Consider the following 14,947-nt stretch of genomic DNA (forward strand, 5'->3'; position numbering starts at 1 on the left):
CATGCGCACGCTGGTTCATCTTTCGGATCTGCACTTCGGCCGCACTGACCCGGCGCTCATCGAACCGTTGCTCGCCGCTGTGCACGCGAATCGGCCGGATTGCGTGGTGGTGTCTGGCGATCTGACTCAACGTGCGCGGGTTGATGAGTTTCGCCAGGCGCGTGCGTTCCTGGATCGCTTGCCCGCGCCGCGGGTCGTCGTTCCCGGCAACCACGATGTCCCGCTGTACCGAGCCTGGGAGCGGGTGTTGAACCCGTTTGGCAACTATCGGCGCGGCATCGACCACGACTTGGAGCCGTCCTTCATCGATGATGAGATTGCCGTGCTGGGCATCAACACCGCGCGCGCAATGACCTTCAAGGGTGGCCGCATCAATGACGCCCAAATCGAATCCATCCATTCCCGCATCGCCGCACTGCCTCAGGCCGCGACGAAGATCGTCGTGACCCATCACCCCTTCGACCTGCCTGCCGTACGGGGTAGCGTCAAACTCGTCGGGCGCGCACGGCAGGCGATGGAAGCTTTTTCGAGCTGCGGAGTCGATTTGCTGCTTGCGGGCCACTTTCACACCAGCCACGCCGGTGACACGTCCAGCCGTCACGACCTTCCTGGCTATTCGGCCCTTGCAGTGCAGGCCGGAACGGCAACATCCACACGCAGCCGTGGGGAAGTGAACTCGTTCAACGTATTGCGGGTCGGCAAGGAATCCATCAGCGTCGAGCGCTGCGCGTGGGAGGCGGGTGCCGGTGCCTTTCGGGTTGAACAGACCGAGCGGTTCAAACGGGAGACTGGCCGCTGGATCGAGTACTGAAGGTGTCCGATATATTGCGCTGAAGCTGGAGACTGTCATGCAGATTACCTTCCGTTGCGACCCCGCATTGATCGACCTCCTGCCGCGGCCGATTCCTGCCCGCGATGCCTTGCCTCAGTGGCTGAAAGCGATGGCGCCGCGTGGCTGGTCCGAGGTGCATCAACGCGAGATTCGCACCGTCAAGCAATGCCCGCCCTTCGTTGATGCGATGGCGCATGGCTTCATGCTGCTGTTGCCCTGCGATGTGCAGGTCGAGCGCGGCCGCTTCACGTGGCAGTGGGACTTGCCGCCGCTGACTGTCGAGCACCACCCGCGCTCGCCGCTCAGCTTTCATGTGCCAGCGCAGCTGCAAGGCACGCCGTTCGGCGACGGCCACGCGTCAGCGATCAAGTTCAACAGCTTCTGGACCATCGAACTCGAAGCCGGCTGGTGCCTGTTCGCGACTCATCCGGTCAACCGCGAAGACCTGCCGTTTCGCTTGCTGACCGGGGTCGTCGATGCCGACCGCTTCAATGACGCCGGCATCAACTTCCCGGCGCTGTGGACCGACCCCGACTTCGCAGGGGTGCTGCCACGTGGCACCCCAATCGCCCAATGCTTTCCCGTTCCGCGTGAGCCTGCTGCCTTGCATTGCGAGGCCTTCTCACCCGAGCGCGCGCAGCGCTATCGCGACATCGTCGCGCAAGTCCTCGAGGCGCCAGGTGTGTACCGCAAACGCTTTCGCATCAAGCGCCCGGCTGCCGCGCGCTGAGCGACATCAGCTCGCGCTTGAGCTCGTCGAGGTCCAGCCACATGCGCCCCGCGCGTTCCGAGCAGAGCGCATTGGCAATGCGGCCTATGGCCTGCGGGCGCTGTTGGTAGGCACGGGCATAACTCGCCATCGCGGCATCGATGTCGCCCAGCTCCTGGTGCACGAGACCGAGGTTGACCGCCGCCTCGGCGTTGTCCGGCGCCAGTATCAACACCTGATGCAGCGCAGAGCGCGCCGCATCAAAGCGGCGCAAGTCTTGGCACACCAGCGACAGCGCAAACCATGCCGAGGCGAGCGACGGCTGCAGGCTCACGCTGCGCTCGAAACTTTGCTGCGCAGCCACCAGTTCGCGTGCGCCGTGCTGCTCGCGACCGTGTTCGTACCAGGCGCGCGCGGCGATGCTTCGTGACGGGCCGTGATCGGGTCGCACGGCCAAGCCGATGGCGATGTGTCGCAGCGACTCGGCCGCATCGCCACGATCCAGGCACAAGGTCGCCATCAATTGGCGCAGCCCCGGATGTTGCGGATCGGTGGAGAGGAGGCCCGCGCACAGCTGCCCGGCCGCGTCGGTGTGGCCGGCGTTATACAGGCCGATGGCTTGCGCCAGGGCGTGGTCCGCGGAAAGAGGTGTCGACGCCATGGTGGGATTGTCGTGCACTGATCCACAGCCATCTAACAATGGCTGCCTGCGCGCCGAACGAGATCGGCGACGGTCTTCATGGTGCGGGCGTCTGTTTGACGATTTCATCTTCGAAATCTCTCAAACGGTCTTTGCCGAAAAACAGCTCGGTGCCAACGAAGAACGATGGCGAGCCGAAGGCCCCGCGCTCGAAGGCCGACTGCGTGTTGGCGGCCAGCCGGGCTTTGACTTCAGGCGCCTGGGCCTTGGCCAGCAGCGCGTCGCCGTCCAGCCCGGCACGGCGCAGCACCGCGGCGATTTCGCCGTCATCGTTCATGTTGCGGCCCTGCTCCCACATCGCCGCATACAGGGCATCGAGGGCTTGTGGCCCGCGCCCGAGTTCTTGCGATGCAACAGCGAGCCGCATGATCTTCAGCGTGTTCACCGGGAAGTGGGGGTTGAACTGGAATTGGCCGAGCGTGTGCTTGGCGACGAAACGCTGAATCTCCAACTTGTCGTAGGCGCGCTTGTTCGGTATGTCGGCAAAGGCTTCTGCGGGCGAGCGGTTGTTGCTGAGCTTGAACAGGCCGCCGAGCAGGATCGGCACGTAGTCGATGCTGGTCTTGGTGCGGTGTTCGATGCCCGGCAGCACCTTGTGGCACAGGTAGGCATTGGGGCTTCCGAAGTCGAAGAGAAATTGCACTTGAACGGGCTTCATGGCGCGTCTTTCCGAGTGTCTTTGATGGTGGGCGATCGCTTCGAGCATGGCATTCACCAGGCTTCCATCCAGGGCCGCAACTCGGTCTCATGGGTCCAGGCATCGCGGGGCTGCTGGTGGATCTGCCAATAGGCATCGGCGATCGAATCTGGGCTCAGGATGCCTTGCTGCTCCTTCATCGCATAACGCTCCGGAAAGTTGCTGCGTATGAATTCGGTGTCGATGGCGCCATCGATGACGGGGTGGGCCACATGGATGCCTTGGGGCCAAAGTTCGCGCGCCATGCTCTGCGCCAAAGCGCGCAGTGCGTGCTTGGCGCCGGCGAACGCAGCAAAGCCTTCGCGCCCGCGCAGGCTCGCCGTGGCACCAGTGAAGATGATCGTGCCGCGGGCGCGTGGCAGCATCACCTTGGCGGCTTCGCGCCCCATCAGGAAGCCGCCGAAGCAAGCCATTTCCCATACCTTGTGGTAGACCCGTGCGGTGGTTTCGGTGATGCCGAAGCGCACGTTTGCGCCGATGTTGAAGACAGCCACTTCGATGGGGGCGATGTCGCGCTCGATCTGCTCGACGAGCGCCACCATCTGTTCTTCCTTGCGGGCGTCACTGCCAAAGCCGTGGGCTTGCCCGCCCTCGGCCTTGATCTGTGCGACCAGGGGTTCGAGCTTGTCGGCCGTGCGCCGAGTAACGCACGCGATGTAGCCCTCGCGTGCGAAGCGCCTGGCGATGGCGCCGCCGGTGGCGTCACCGGCACCGATGACGAGGATGGCTTTCTTGTCGGACATGAGGGGTCTCCTGGTGGGGTGTTGTCGCTTTCGCGGCCTGGGTTCAAGCAACGCGCTTGTGCGCTCAGAACGATTCGGTCCAGGGCCGCAGCTCCAACTCATGCGTCCAGGCATTGCGAGGCTGCAGGTGCAGCTGCCAGTAGGTTTCGGCGATGGCGTCGATGCAGAGCAAGCCGTCGGGCCCCTTTTCATTCACTCGACCCGGAAACGCTGATAGCAGCCGGTCGCCTTCGATGCCCCCGTCAATCACGACATGCGCAACGTGGATGCCTTTGGGCGCTAGCTCACGCGCCATGCTTTGGGCGGTGGCACGCAGGCCGGCTTTGGCCGCTGCAAAGGCCGCGAACAGCGCGCGCCCGCGCAGCGAACCCGACGCTCCGGTGAACAGAACCGTTCCTCGGCCACGCGGCACCATGCAGCGGGCGCTTTCTCGCCCAGTCAGAAAGCCGCCCAGGCAATGAGATCGCCAAAGCCCTTCGAAGTCACTGACCCGAAGGTCTAGAAACGCATCGCGTCGATTGCTGCCGGCGTTGTGAAGCACCAGCTCCAGGTGGCCCCGTTCTTCGGCGATGGCCACGAAGCGCGCCGAGTCGGCCTCCAGCGATGCATCGCCCACGACAGCCTCGGCCGATCCACCGAGCGCATGAATCTCGGCAACGACCTGATCCAGCTTTGTTGGGGTGCGACCGGCCACGATCACATGCAAGCCTTCGCGAGCAAAGCGCCTGGCGGCAGCCGCACCCAGGCCCCGGCTGGCGCCGACGCCAACGACCAATGCAGTTGGGGAGCTCATCAGGCGATCCGCAACGGTACGAGCATCGCGTTGTACGGCGCGACATGCGCTGCGTGCAGATCGCAGGCGGCCTTCTTCAATTCTGATGTTTGCGGTAATTGCATGCGTTGCCCCTGTTGTTCTCACGGCGCTGGGTTGCGGCATGAGATAATGAACATTATCCTAAGATCGGGTTCTATGACTGTCAACCCGGAGACACCACAATCCAACCATGCGCTATCCCACAGACCACAAAGACGCCTCTCGCCAACGCCTCGTTGAGCAGGGCGGTAGCCATGCGAAGAAGCATGGCTTCAATGAGAGCGGCATGGCCGCCTTGGCCGCGTCGGCAGGCGTCACCACAGGCGCGCTCTACAAGCATTTCGACGGCAAGGCCGACCTGTTCGTTGCGTTGATCCGCGCCGAGCTCGCGCGTACCGCGCAGATGTACGACGACGTCGATGCTGCAGACGAAACCAGTGCGGCCAGATCCTTGGCGGGCTATCTGAGCCTCCAGCATGTGAAGCACCCAGAGCAGGGCTGCCCACTGCCGTCTCTCACGCCCGAGATCTCGCGTGCGCAAGCGCCCGTCCGTGCCGCATTCCAGGCCGGGTTGCTGGACATTCATGCCAAGCTCAGGCGCCTGACGGCCACGCCCGAAGATGCCTGGACGCTGATGGCGCAGAACGTAGGCGCGGTGATGCTTGCTCGCGCGCTACCCGACGAGAAACTTCAGCGGGAGCTGCTTTCCGCTTTGCGGCAAGCGGGTGAAGAGCTGCTTCGAGACAAGCTTGAACCCCCTTCAGAGCCGCGGGCCTGAACCCGTGCTTTGGGGCACTTGCTTGCGCTACTGCGGGGGCGGTCGAGGTTGAACAGAGCAGCGGGTGCTGTTGGTGGTGGCTGGCTTCTGACCTCGCGGGTTCGAGCACATGCCGACCACGGCGAGGCACGCACGCTGGCAGCATGAATGGCTGCTATGCGCTGCGCCGCTGACGTACCCCGCCGTGGGTGGCACCGCCCCGCATCGGCCAACGGGCGAATGTCTCCTGCTCTTGCCAGCGAATGCACCCAACCGACCCGATGGAGACATTCGCGCAAGCCACTGAGCTGCTCGGAAGCTGACCTTGAGAAGTCTTGTGCTTCTTGCAACCGCCAGTCGAAGTATGTCAAACACGTCAAAAGCGAAACGCTTCCAAGTCCGTCCGTTCTCGAAATCAAATACACCGAGTAACGCGGGTGCGGCTTGCTCAACTTCGACATTGTCGTAAGGCCTCGCCGGGCTCCGTGATGACGTTCAACGATTGAGCAAATAGGCCCTACCCAGGGCCTGAGCAAGGAGGCAGGCATCACCATCTTCAAAGCCGAGCTGAAGCGGAACCCGGAACTCGAAGACGGAACCCGGGCGGCGGCCGCGTGTAGTCATTTTTATCGGCCGCTCAAGCAACGCGACCGAACTGCCGATAACCCAACACGACTGATGGTCGGTCGCGGAGCCTCGAAGCGCCAAGCGCCGCCCTGGCCCGAAACGGGAACTTGGTTGATGCGCGCTTGGCATGGGTCGCCGTGATTGGCCCATGCCCGAGCCGTGATGAGCCTTCCTTCCGAGAAAAACTTTGCGTTCCAAGGAACCGACCATGTCCTTCGTCAAGAACTCCAGGATCTCGACCCGCATTGGCGGGCTTGTCACGACGCTCCTGCTGCTTCTCACCCTGATCGGTGGGGTCGGCATGCTGGCGCTGCACAACCTGTCTTCGGCGAGCACCAGCTTCATCGAGAAGGAATTCGCCGCCGGGGACGCCATTGGCGATGTACGTACCGAGATGATCCAGTTGCGCCGGCACGAGAAAGACATCCTGATCAACATCGGCAACGCCGAGGCGACACAGAAGTACCTCAAGTCCTGGCAAGACACCCAGGGCGTGCTGAAGGCCAAGCTGGAGCGGCTCGACGCCCTGGGCGTGGCGCTTGGCATCGTCGAGCCCCTGGCACAGTTGCGCAAGTCTCTAGGCACCTATGAGCAAGTATTTGCGAAGGTCAACGCGGGCGTTCTGGCCAACCAGTTCGACACGACCTTGATCGCCAACAAGGCGATGGGCGACGCGAAGGCGGCGTTTCACGACGCCGAGAAAGTGGCGAAAGGCGTCGCCGACACGCTCGACCATCACGCGGCGGCCGCCGCCAGCGATATCCGCGAAACCTCCGCTGCCTCGACCCGCTGGCTCGCGTTGGCATGGGTGGTGGGCATCGCCACGGGGGGCGTGTTTGGCTGGCTCCTTGCCCGTTCGATCACGCGCCCGATCCTTCGGGCGGTGAAGTTCGCCGAGATCGCGGCCACCGGCGACCTGAACTCACAGATCGACGTCACGAGCACCGACGAAACCGGTCAGTTGCTCACCGCGCTCAAGGCGATGAACGAGAACCTGGCCAGAGTCGTTGGACAGGTACGTGTCAGCAGCGACAGCATCGCCACCGGCTCCACCCAGATCGCGGCTGGCAATGCCGACCTGAGCCAGCGCACCGAAGAGCAGGCTTCAACCCTTGAGCAGACCGCGGCGTCGATGGAGCAGCTCACGGCCACCGTGCGCCACAACGCCGACACCGCACGCCAAGCCACCCAGCTCGCGAGCTCGGCCAGTGCCGTCGCGGCCCAGGGCGGGGTCGCGGTCAATCAGGTGGTTGGCACCATGCAAGCCATCACGGCGTCGAGCAAAAAGATCGTCGACATCATCGGCGTGATCGACGGCATCGCGTTCCAGACCAACATCCTGGCACTCAACGCTGCGGTCGAGGCCGCACGCGCCGGTGAACAGGGCCGCGGTTTTGCGGTGGTCGCGAGCGAGGTCAGAAGCCTGGCCCAGCGGTCGGCCGATGCCGCCAAGGAGATCAAGCGTCTGATCACCGACAGCGTCGAGAAGGTCGAGGCGGGCAGCCTGCAGGTGGGTGAGGCGGGCCGCACGATGGACGACATCGTCGCGCAGGTCAAGCGCGTCAATGACCTGATCGCCGAAATCAGCTCGGCTACCCAGGCGCAGACCCAGGGCATCGGCCAGGTCAGCGAGGCCGTCAACGAGCTCGACAAGGTGACGCAGCAGAACTCTGCGTTGGTCGAGGAGAGTGCCGCGGCCGCCGAGAGCCTGAGCCACCAGGCCGCCAAGCTCGTGCAGGCGGTCAGCGTGTTCACGCTCAGCGGCGACCCGGTGCGCACATCGAAGCCATCGCCCTCACTGACACCAGCGTGAAGACCATGCCGGCTGTCCACCGTCGTGCACTCATGCCCGCGTAGCGCAGCGACCTGTCACGGTGGCGTGATATCGCGCTAGCCGACGTGCCACGCAACGCCGAGATTCCTTCACCTTATGTGGCGGAGGAAAATGTTCACCCATGGGAAGGGCATGAAAGCTGCCGGTCACGAATGCCTGGAAGTGGCCGAGTCCGGGTGTTCCGTAGAGTCGCCGTGAGCTGACCTTGGCTGGCGCAGCTAGAAGATTGAAGGTCAGATTGCTGGCGCGGCCTCGTACTCACGCAGACGCCCACAAGCGGTACTTCCGGTAAGGCTGGAAAATCTTGCCTTGCCGTACCTGCCAGCGACAGCTTTCGTGCGGCGAGTACGAACCTCTGGTTGACTCACCTCGGCCAAGAGAAATCGTCCGCGAGCGGCCGCTCTACGGCAATCGCCATTGAAGTGGAGGGAATTCGATTCAATGCACCACGCCGCCGGTCCGTCGATGCGGTGTGGATGCACTGCACACGGGCATCCCTTGATAAGAATGGACCTACAAGCGGACCGAGTGGGGTCTGATGCCAAAGGCGATGATCAATATGGAGAATGGAGACCAGCCAACCTCAAAAGGAGCCTGAAATGCAAGGCTCAAGCAAGACGTCACACGGAGACGCCCGCCAAGGAGAAGAAGGCGAAATGAGCCGCTGAAAGGCGGTCGCGGGCGGTGGATTCCTCAACACGGAGCTCAACATGAAATTCATGATCATGGTTAAGTCAAACCCCGAAATCGAAACCTCTATTGCAATGATGAGCGCGTCGCAGATGAAGGCTCAGATGGCTGAAATGGAGGTCTTCAACGAAGAACTGAAGAACGCCGGCGTGATGAAGGACTGCGATGGTTTGAAACCGACCCTCGAGGGCAAGCGGGTTCGCTTCGACGGCAAGTCGCGCACTGTCGTGGACGGCCCATTCGCCGGAGACCTCGTCGCCGGCTACTGGATTTGGGAGCTTCCATCAATGGCCGACGCCGTGGAATGGGTGAAGCGCTGCCCGAATCCGATGAGCGAACCTTCGGAGATCGAGATCAGGCCGATTTGAACGCGGTGACCGAGCAGCATTGAATCCGGCCGCCGCCGATCCGAAGTTCGCACGATGCTTAGCCGCATGTCCTGGAAACCAACTACTTCGAGCCTCGTCGGCAGCAAACGTTTTAGGGCGCGAACTGTCCGAGGCTGCTTGCGGTGAAGGAAGGTACGACCACGAAGGACTACGCACGTCAAGTATTGGGCCTGACGTACCCGACAACGGAGATCTGCTTCGGGTCGACTACGCTCGGCGGCGACCGGCTTGTTCCGGGAAGCAAAGCTTCAAGGACCGTTGTTCGCCGACGAACCTGGAAAAGCGGCCGGCAGGACCCGACCCACGGCTGGCATTCACTCCCCGAAACTGGCCAGCAGAAGGCAGCTGCGTTCTCCCTGACTGACTCCAGGTGCTCCCGCTAGCCCGTGGGCGCGTTGAAGCCATCAGTGGTGCGGTCCCGCTGGGGACACTACGGCGCGGGCACCGCGACCCGGTTTCCGGGCACGATCACCGGTGTGTACGAGAAGACCTCACGACTGCGCGCGTCAACTGTCACCTTGACCCAGTTCATATCGTTGTTGCCGTTGGCGGCGTTGTCGCCGAAGGTCTCGATGCGGGTGAAGTTCTCGAGCCGCTGACCAAGCGCGTTGAGCATCGGCTTGTCGATGCGGAAGTAGTGCGAGTCGCCATGCACGTAGGCCACCGGCCGGCGAAAATCGATGACGGCACTCCGCACCGCCAGCAGGAACTCCTGAAACCCGTCGGGGTTGCCGTCGGTTTGAGCCAGCGTGATCGGGTCGCGAAGCGGCGCGTCGAACTCGAACTTGCTGAAACCAGGATCGGCCTGCGAGATGATCATGAGCGCGACCGCGCCGCGCTGCTTGGCATACGCGAAAGCCTCTTTCATCCAAAAAATGTTGGCAGCGTTGCGCGCCGCATATTCGGCCGGGTCGGGCGCCGTGTCGCACAGGTTGTTGCACGAGCCCTGTACGTTCAACGTCACGTAGACGACCCTGCCCACCATCCAGCGCCGGTTCTCGACGCAGGACACCGCGTTGCCGCCGACACCAAGACAGTACGGGAAGCCCGTCTGTACGTCTTGCTTCAGTCGCTTCATGCCGAGCGAATAGGGGGTGGAGAAGAACAATGCTCGTTCGTATTCCAGCCGCTCGAGCGAGTTGTAGCCGCCGTTCTTTGGCCGGTCGCAGTCCGTCCAGTCGTTGTCGCCCGGGGTGAACATCGCCGGCGCCTTCAAGGTGTTCAGGTAGCCCATTGACTGCGCGTACAGCTCATTGCTGCAGGTCGTGGGGGTTGCCGACCCGACAATCGCGTTCCCCGCCTTCCAGTCCCCGTCGAAGACCGAGAATTTCAGCTTTTGCGAGTTCATGTCGGCGATGAGGTTTGGCACGCCCGTCCGAGCCTGCACGTCGCTGTAGGGCATGTCGCCCCACAGGCCGATGGCGTAACTATTACCCTCGTCTTCGTCGTTATCGAGGCCATCGGGATGCGCCATGCTGATCCCGGTGGCAGTTGCGAGCAGCAGCGGGAGCGCCTGCGCCAAGAGCCGTCGAAGGGCTGAGGTTGCGAGCATGTGTTTCTTCTCCTGGTCGGGTGGTCAGCAGCGCCGGAAGCACCGGCGCGCCGCGCAGTCGACAAACTGCCGATTGAGTGTCGAGGTGAGTCGATGACAGCGGTGTGAAACGATCGAAGCCCCGAAGTCATGGCCACAAGAAGTTTGGTCGGGCGGGGATTTTCCAGGCTTGTCCAGAGCAGCCCAACGAGCACGCCATCGCGGCCACCGGCTTCACACTGGCCTTCGGTCAGGTCTGCAAGACCGAAGCCCTACGCCCCTGGCTGAACCATTCTGACGGCTGTCTCCCGCGCTCGCGCGGTGACGCTTCCCGCCAAGCCCACCGCCCCAGGGTTCTCGAGCATCCGCACGAACACGGTTTGCAGCTCACCTGCGCCAAGGGCCTGCACGCGCGCCAACCAGTCCCTCGCATCGCGCACCTGCCCAAAGGTGAACACCTCTTGCGCCGCGGCTTCAAGGCGCCTGGCGGGGTGCTCCAGCGCCCGCAGCGTGCGCACGCTGATCTGGTTGCGCGCCCGTGCCAGACCCACGGGGTCTATGGTTTCAGCGTGCTGTTTCAGCAGCCGAAATGTCTCAATGAAAAACGCATCCGCCTGCTCTGGGTCAGTCGCTGCATCGATGACGAACTGGCTGCACAGCGGCAGCACATCCACCGAGCACCCCACGTGATAGGCCAGCCCGCGCCGCTCGCGGATCTCATCGAGCAGCGGTGAACTCATGCCTTCGCCCAGCAGCGCAGCAGCGAGCACGTGGGCCACGTGCCTGTCGTCGGCCAAGGGCGGCGCCTCGAAGCCGAGCACGATCTGGCATTGCCCGCTGCCCGACACGCGCTTCACTTTCACGCCGCCTTGCCACATCGGCGGCAGCACGACATTCGGCTCACCACGCGGCATGCCGCCGAACGCCGCCTGGGTGGCCCGCAGCAGCGTCGCCTCGTTTACCGGCCCGGCCGCGGCCACCACCACGTTGCAGGCGGTGTACTGGTGCTGTACGTAGGTGAGCAGGTCCTCACGCGTGAAGCGCTTGAGGTTGGCGCGAGAGCCGATCACGGGCCTGCCTGCGGAGTGGTTCGCACCGTAGCAGGCATGGTCGAAGAGATCGAAGGCGGTGTTCACCGGGTCTTCTTCGAACTCGGTGAACTCGTGCTGCAGCACCTGGCGCTCGCGCTCCAGCTCGTCGGCCGGGAAGCTGCTGTTGAGCACGATGTCGGCCAGCAGGTCGACAAAGGTGGCCAGGTCGGCGGCCAGGCCTTCGATGTGGAAGGCGGTGTGGTCTTTGTCGGTGTGCGCGTTGACCTCGGCACCCAGCCGCTCGGCGTCGAGGTTGATGCGCTGGCAGTCACGCGTGTGCGTGCCCTTGAACGCCATGTGCTCCACCACGTGGCTGATGCCGTTCAAGGCCTTGGATTCGTGCAGGCTGCCGGTGCGAATGAACACGCTCAGGCTCACCGTCTGCCGCCAGGGCATGGGAATGGCGACCACGCGCAGGCCGTTGGGGAGGGTGTGCAGGTGGGCTGTGTTCAATGGCGTTCAGTCAGGGGTTTTTCGGGGTGCATGCTCAAGTGCTGCGCGAGCGCTTCCAGCACTTCTTGTCAGCGCATGGGGGTGCGGATCTCTACATTTTTGTCCTGCCACTGCGGCCAGTACGCGCGACCGTAGAAACTGATGTTGCAAGCCTGGGCCATTTCGTCGTCGTGCACGTCGATCCCCATGTAGCGCTGTTGCGCGCAGCGCGCGGTGCCAGGGCTGACCTCGACGCAAGTGGGGCGGCTCCTTACCAACACCGTTCGCTGATTGCGCCAACGCAATGTGACGTACCCGTTAACCACAGGGCCTCCTGGCGCTATCAGCTCGGTGAACTGTGTGTCAATGATCTCGCCGCTACGCAAGTCACTGACGCCCACGCTGCCGCTGGCATTGATCCACCGCGGCCCGGGCACCATCTCGTCGTCCACAACCTCAAGGTTGCGCATCGCCAATAAGTCGCCCAAGAAGCCTTCGCACCAAGCTACCGGCCGGCCATTGCGACCGACCGCGAGCAGGCCGTTGCCCGTTTGCGTCGACCTGGCCAACTCTGCTGCTGCGGCACTCAGCTTGGCCAGACGAGAAAGGGCGATGGCGCGCACTTCCCTGCGGCGCTCTTCCTGGAGACACTTGCGCAAAGCCGCCGCGTCTGGGCGCAACCGTGCGCAGCCGGCGACTGCGGCAGCACTCGGAGACGCCGGTGTGGGTGCGGCCACCGACGCGGGCGCCGGTGTGGGTTCAGCAGTTTGGGTAGCATGCGCTTCGGCCGGCCGCAATTCCGTACCGACGCCCGAGATCGGGTGGTCGCGAGAGCCTTCCCGCGATGATGTGACCTTCTCGATCTTCTCAACGCGTTCAGTACGAGCCTTAACCGCAGAAGCGACGTCGGCTGCCCGCGCGGCGGAGCCGGCGCCGCCGACGCGAATTGCGCGGCCGTTCGGGCAGCGAGCAGGCAGGTCGACGAGGGCCTTGGGTCCATCGCCTTCGCAGCGGTAGATTTCTCCCGCCAATAGTTGCGGTGCCGCGGCGAGCAGACCATAGGTGACCAGAGCGGAGACTTTCCTTGACGACAGGAATTGCCGGCTGCGCGTCATGGTGTCAAGAACCTCCCACGCTGAATTCGGCACCGGTGTACAGGCCCTGGAACGAGCGAAGTTCGAGCGGGCCGACGTATTGCTGCACCTCCTGACGCCACCGAAGGTGTTCGGTGGTGCCAAGCTTGTACGCATACGAACTGCCCATGCGCATCACGGGAGCGTCGACTCCAACGACGGTCGAGGGCTCGTAACCGCTGACCAGCACGGCGGAGATCCTCGCCCCTGTGTTGACGATCACCCAGCGCACCGATTCGTAGGATGAGAGGGCCAGCACAACCGGCCGCGATGACGGCCGCACTATGGCGCGGACCGAACGTGTGGCACGGTTTGGGCCGGCGCCTTCGTACACGCCGACCATGTGCACCGCTGCGTCTTTAGGCAGGCCGGCAAGTCCACGAGGTGCTGCAACGGGCGTGCTCGGATTGGCTTGGGTCATTGAGGAGCCGGGCATGGTCGGCTTCGCCAGGGCATCGGTTTGAGCCTGTAGCTTTGCCAGCTGCGCCTGCAGCTCATACTCGCCGGCCACCTGGTCGATCGGCGCGGGCTCGCGTATGACCTTCACCTCGTCGGCGAGCCACGCCTCCTGGCCTCGACGCATGAAGCCGGGGCGGTCACCGGTTTGGATGAGGAGTCCCTCCATGCCAGCGGGTTCGACCGGCGTCACCGTCTGAGCGCTGATGTCGAACACCCACGGGTTCAAGCGCATGCGATTCGTAAGATCGAGTGAGTCGACCAGCAAGCGGTTCTCATCGAGTTTGGCGAAGGTGGAACCGAAGGTAGGGGAGGTTCTCCAGACGCCGCTCTCGCCGCTCTCGAGGTTCAGCCAGCCAATGTGAGGGTGGGAGGTGAAGACCACGAGCTTGCCTTGTTGCATCGGGATCGGTTGTCCTGAGGTGATGCCCGAGCCCGAGGTGATGCGCAACTTTCGCAGTTCGGTGGCCCGCAGGCCGGCAGGCGTACGCTGGTGTTCCATAAGAATGAGCTCTCGTGAGTCGCCAAGCAGCGTTCGGGCTGGTGAGCCGGGCCGGTGGGCCGCAAACGAGGCGTTGCGTGGGGCGAGCGGGTGCGGCACCAGCGTGCCCGTGAGGCCATCAGCCAGCGTGGTCACACCGCTGCGTTCGGCGAGGACAAAACCGGTGACGTCGGGCAACCATGCGAGCAGGCTCTGGCCGCCGGGAGCGTCCCAGATTCGGTGCCCGTTGGCGGTGTCGTAGAAAGTGATGCCCTGGCCCATGGGCTGCTGGAGCACCAGGACACGTCCGTTCGGCGAGAGGCTGCTGGCCCAGGCGCTCGTCATCATGCGAGGCAACTTGGCGATGACTGCCCCACCGGGCAGCTCGACGACGGTGGCGTCGCCGATGTTGTCGCGTAGCACCGCCACACCGGCATCGCTCGCGAAGGTGCCGTAGTAGATCGACCCTAGCGGCCCCTTGGGAAGCTTTGAACCGGCACCGGCAGGCTTGAGCGGACGCAGAGGCGCCTGCGCCATCAGCACCCCAACGGTTCTGACGCCCAGGAATGCTTGCAAGGTCTGATCCTGAGCCTGAAAGCAAGTCTGATCCAGTCCTAACGCCTTGACTGAGGCCACCGACGAGAGTCGGCCGATCGACACCTGCTGCGAGCAGGAGAGCGCGCGCAACGTCATGCGCGATTCCAACTGATCGCGCACCGCTTCGGCCTGTTTTTTGTCGTCGGCCAGGAGGCCGATCAGACGATCGCGCGCAGCCTGCACATCGGGTGGCGGCGGATGTGCCGCATTCACCTTGGCAGGGACCGGCCTAACGGCCTCTTCGATTCGAGCACAACCGCACAGCACGGCGACGAACGCGCACGCAGCCAGGATCACAGAAGATTTCACCGGCGCCCTCCCTGATTTGATTTGGTGGGCGCCATTGTGACGACGTTCAGCCGACAAGGCTCCGGGTGCAGCTAACGAACCATCAGAACCAGCGCCGCGTGCAGGCCCGCAACGCCGCCGACCCG

13 protein-coding genes are annotated in these 14,947 nt (G+C 63.6%); 5 read left to right on the top strand and 8 right to left on the bottom strand.

Annotated features, from left to right (window positions below; translation table 11 throughout):
* The first annotated feature begins 1 nt into the window (after position 1).
* Both AC30QB_RS17130 and AC30QB_RS17135 read left to right on the top strand, forming a co-directional pair.
* A complete protein-coding gene (locus tag AC30QB_RS17130) occupies positions 2 to 811 on the top strand; it encodes a metallophosphoesterase family protein (RefSeq protein WP_489547460.1) in 810 nt (269 codons plus the stop codon).
* Positions 812 to 848: 37 nt separating this feature from the next.
* The gene (locus AC30QB_RS17135) at positions 849 to 1,562 is read left to right on the top strand and encodes a hypothetical protein (protein ID WP_489547461.1); all 714 of its coding nucleotides are present in this window, start codon (positions 849 to 851) and stop codon (positions 1,560 to 1,562) included.
* Here AC30QB_RS17135 and AC30QB_RS17140 read toward each other — a convergent pair.
* The 4 genes from AC30QB_RS17140 to AC30QB_RS17155 form a co-directional block, all read right to left on the bottom strand.
* Positions 1,537 to 2,202 (bottom strand): tetratricopeptide repeat protein, encoded by a 666-nt coding sequence (locus AC30QB_RS17140; RefSeq protein WP_489547462.1) that lies wholly within the window; start codon positions 2,200 to 2,202, stop codon positions 1,537 to 1,539. The two genes, AC30QB_RS17135 and AC30QB_RS17140, sit on opposite strands and share 26 nt — an antisense overlap.
* Before the next feature lie 76 nt (positions 2,203 to 2,278).
* Complete coding sequence (locus tag AC30QB_RS17145; RefSeq protein ID WP_489547463.1) at positions 2,279 to 2,899, bottom strand: 2-hydroxychromene-2-carboxylate isomerase; 621 nt, start codon at positions 2,897 to 2,899, stop codon at positions 2,279 to 2,281.
* Positions 2,900 to 2,952: 53 nt separating this feature from the next.
* Positions 2,953 to 3,681: an SDR family oxidoreductase gene (locus AC30QB_RS17150; protein WP_489547464.1), complete on the bottom strand. Its 729-nt coding sequence runs from the start codon at positions 3,679 to 3,681 to the stop codon at positions 2,953 to 2,955.
* A gap of 64 nt (positions 3,682 to 3,745) precedes the next feature.
* The gene (locus AC30QB_RS17155) at positions 3,746 to 4,474 is read right to left on the bottom strand and encodes an SDR family NAD(P)-dependent oxidoreductase (protein ID WP_489547465.1); all 729 of its coding nucleotides are present in this window, start codon (positions 4,472 to 4,474) and stop codon (positions 3,746 to 3,748) included.
* A gap of 211 nt (positions 4,475 to 4,685) precedes the next feature.
* On the opposite strand from AC30QB_RS17155, the gene AC30QB_RS17160 reads away from it, so the two are divergent.
* The 3 genes from AC30QB_RS17160 (at position 4,686) to AC30QB_RS17170 (ending at position 8,771) form a co-directional block, all read left to right on the top strand.
* Positions 4,686 to 5,273, top strand: coding sequence for a TetR/AcrR family transcriptional regulator (locus AC30QB_RS17160; protein WP_489547466.1), 588 nt, complete (start codon positions 4,686 to 4,688; stop codon positions 5,271 to 5,273).
* Between the two features lie 814 nt (positions 5,274 to 6,087).
* A complete protein-coding gene (locus AC30QB_RS17165; protein ID WP_489547467.1) occupies positions 6,088 to 7,692 on the top strand; it encodes a methyl-accepting chemotaxis protein in 1,605 nt (534 codons plus the stop codon).
* Positions 7,693 to 8,423: 731 nt separating this feature from the next.
* A complete protein-coding gene (locus AC30QB_RS17170; protein WP_489547468.1) occupies positions 8,424 to 8,771 on the top strand; it encodes a YciI family protein in 348 nt (115 codons plus the stop codon).
* A 451-nt stretch (positions 8,772 to 9,222) separates the two neighbouring features.
* On the opposite strand, the gene AC30QB_RS17175 is transcribed toward AC30QB_RS17170, so the two are convergent.
* The 4 genes from AC30QB_RS17175 to AC30QB_RS17190 all read right to left on the bottom strand — a co-directional run bounded on the left by AC30QB_RS17175 (position 9,223) and on the right by AC30QB_RS17190 (position 14,822).
* Positions 9,223 to 10,344, bottom strand: a complete 1,122-nt coding sequence (locus AC30QB_RS17175) for a hypothetical protein (RefSeq protein WP_489547469.1) — start codon at positions 10,342 to 10,344, stop codon at positions 9,223 to 9,225.
* Between the two features lie 251 nt (positions 10,345 to 10,595).
* Entirely contained in the window at positions 10,596 to 11,867 is a 1,272-nt protein-coding gene (locus AC30QB_RS17180; RefSeq protein WP_489547470.1) for a M16 family metallopeptidase, read from the bottom strand.
* 68 nt (positions 11,868 to 11,935) lie between these two features.
* A complete protein-coding gene (locus tag AC30QB_RS17185; RefSeq protein ID WP_489547471.1) occupies positions 11,936 to 12,961 on the bottom strand; it encodes a hypothetical protein in 1,026 nt (341 codons plus the stop codon).
* Positions 12,962 to 12,965: 4 nt separating this feature from the next.
* Complete coding sequence (locus AC30QB_RS17190) at positions 12,966 to 14,822, bottom strand: hypothetical protein (protein WP_489547472.1); 1,857 nt, start codon at positions 14,820 to 14,822, stop codon at positions 12,966 to 12,968.
* Positions 14,823 to 14,947: the final 125 nt, after the last annotated feature.

This window comes from Rhizobacter sp. (assembly GCF_046595475.1).
GTDB lineage: Bacteria > Pseudomonadota > Gammaproteobacteria > Burkholderiales > Burkholderiaceae_C > Rhizobacter.

What these genes read in the sequence shown, in the direction of transcription:
- AC30QB_RS17130 (WP_489547460.1), top strand. Translation starts at nt 2, where the DNA reads ATGCGCACGCTGGTTCATCTTTCGGATCTGCACTTCGGCCGCACTGAC.
- AC30QB_RS17135 (WP_489547461.1), top strand. Translation starts at nt 849, where the DNA reads ATGCAGATTACCTTCCGTTGCGACCCCGCATTGATCGACCTCCTGCCG.
- AC30QB_RS17160 (WP_489547466.1), top strand. Translation starts at nt 4,686, where the DNA reads ATGCGCTATCCCACAGACCACAAAGACGCCTCTCGCCAACGCCTCGTT.
- AC30QB_RS17165 (WP_489547467.1), top strand. Translation starts at nt 6,088, where the DNA reads ATGTCCTTCGTCAAGAACTCCAGGATCTCGACCCGCATTGGCGGGCTT.
- AC30QB_RS17150 (WP_489547464.1), bottom strand. Translation starts at nt 3,681, where the DNA reads ATGTCCGACAAGAAAGCCATCCTCGTCATCGGTGCCGGTGACGCCACC.
- AC30QB_RS17145 (WP_489547463.1), bottom strand. Translation starts at nt 2,899, where the DNA reads ATGAAGCCCGTTCAAGTGCAATTTCTCTTCGACTTCGGAAGCCCCAAT.
- AC30QB_RS17170 (WP_489547468.1), top strand. Translation starts at nt 8,424, where the DNA reads ATGAAATTCATGATCATGGTTAAGTCAAACCCCGAAATCGAAACCTCT.
- AC30QB_RS17140 (WP_489547462.1), bottom strand. Translation starts at nt 2,202, where the DNA reads ATGGCGTCGACACCTCTTTCCGCGGACCACGCCCTGGCGCAAGCCATC.
- AC30QB_RS17155 (WP_489547465.1), bottom strand. Translation starts at nt 4,474, where the DNA reads ATGAGCTCCCCAACTGCATTGGTCGTTGGCGTCGGCGCCAGCCGGGGC.
- AC30QB_RS17185 (WP_489547471.1), bottom strand. Translation starts at nt 12,961, where the DNA reads ATGACGCGCAGCCGGCAATTCCTGTCGTCAAGGAAAGTCTCCGCTCTG.
- AC30QB_RS17175 (WP_489547469.1), bottom strand. Translation starts at nt 10,344, where the DNA reads ATGCTCGCAACCTCAGCCCTTCGACGGCTCTTGGCGCAGGCGCTCCCG.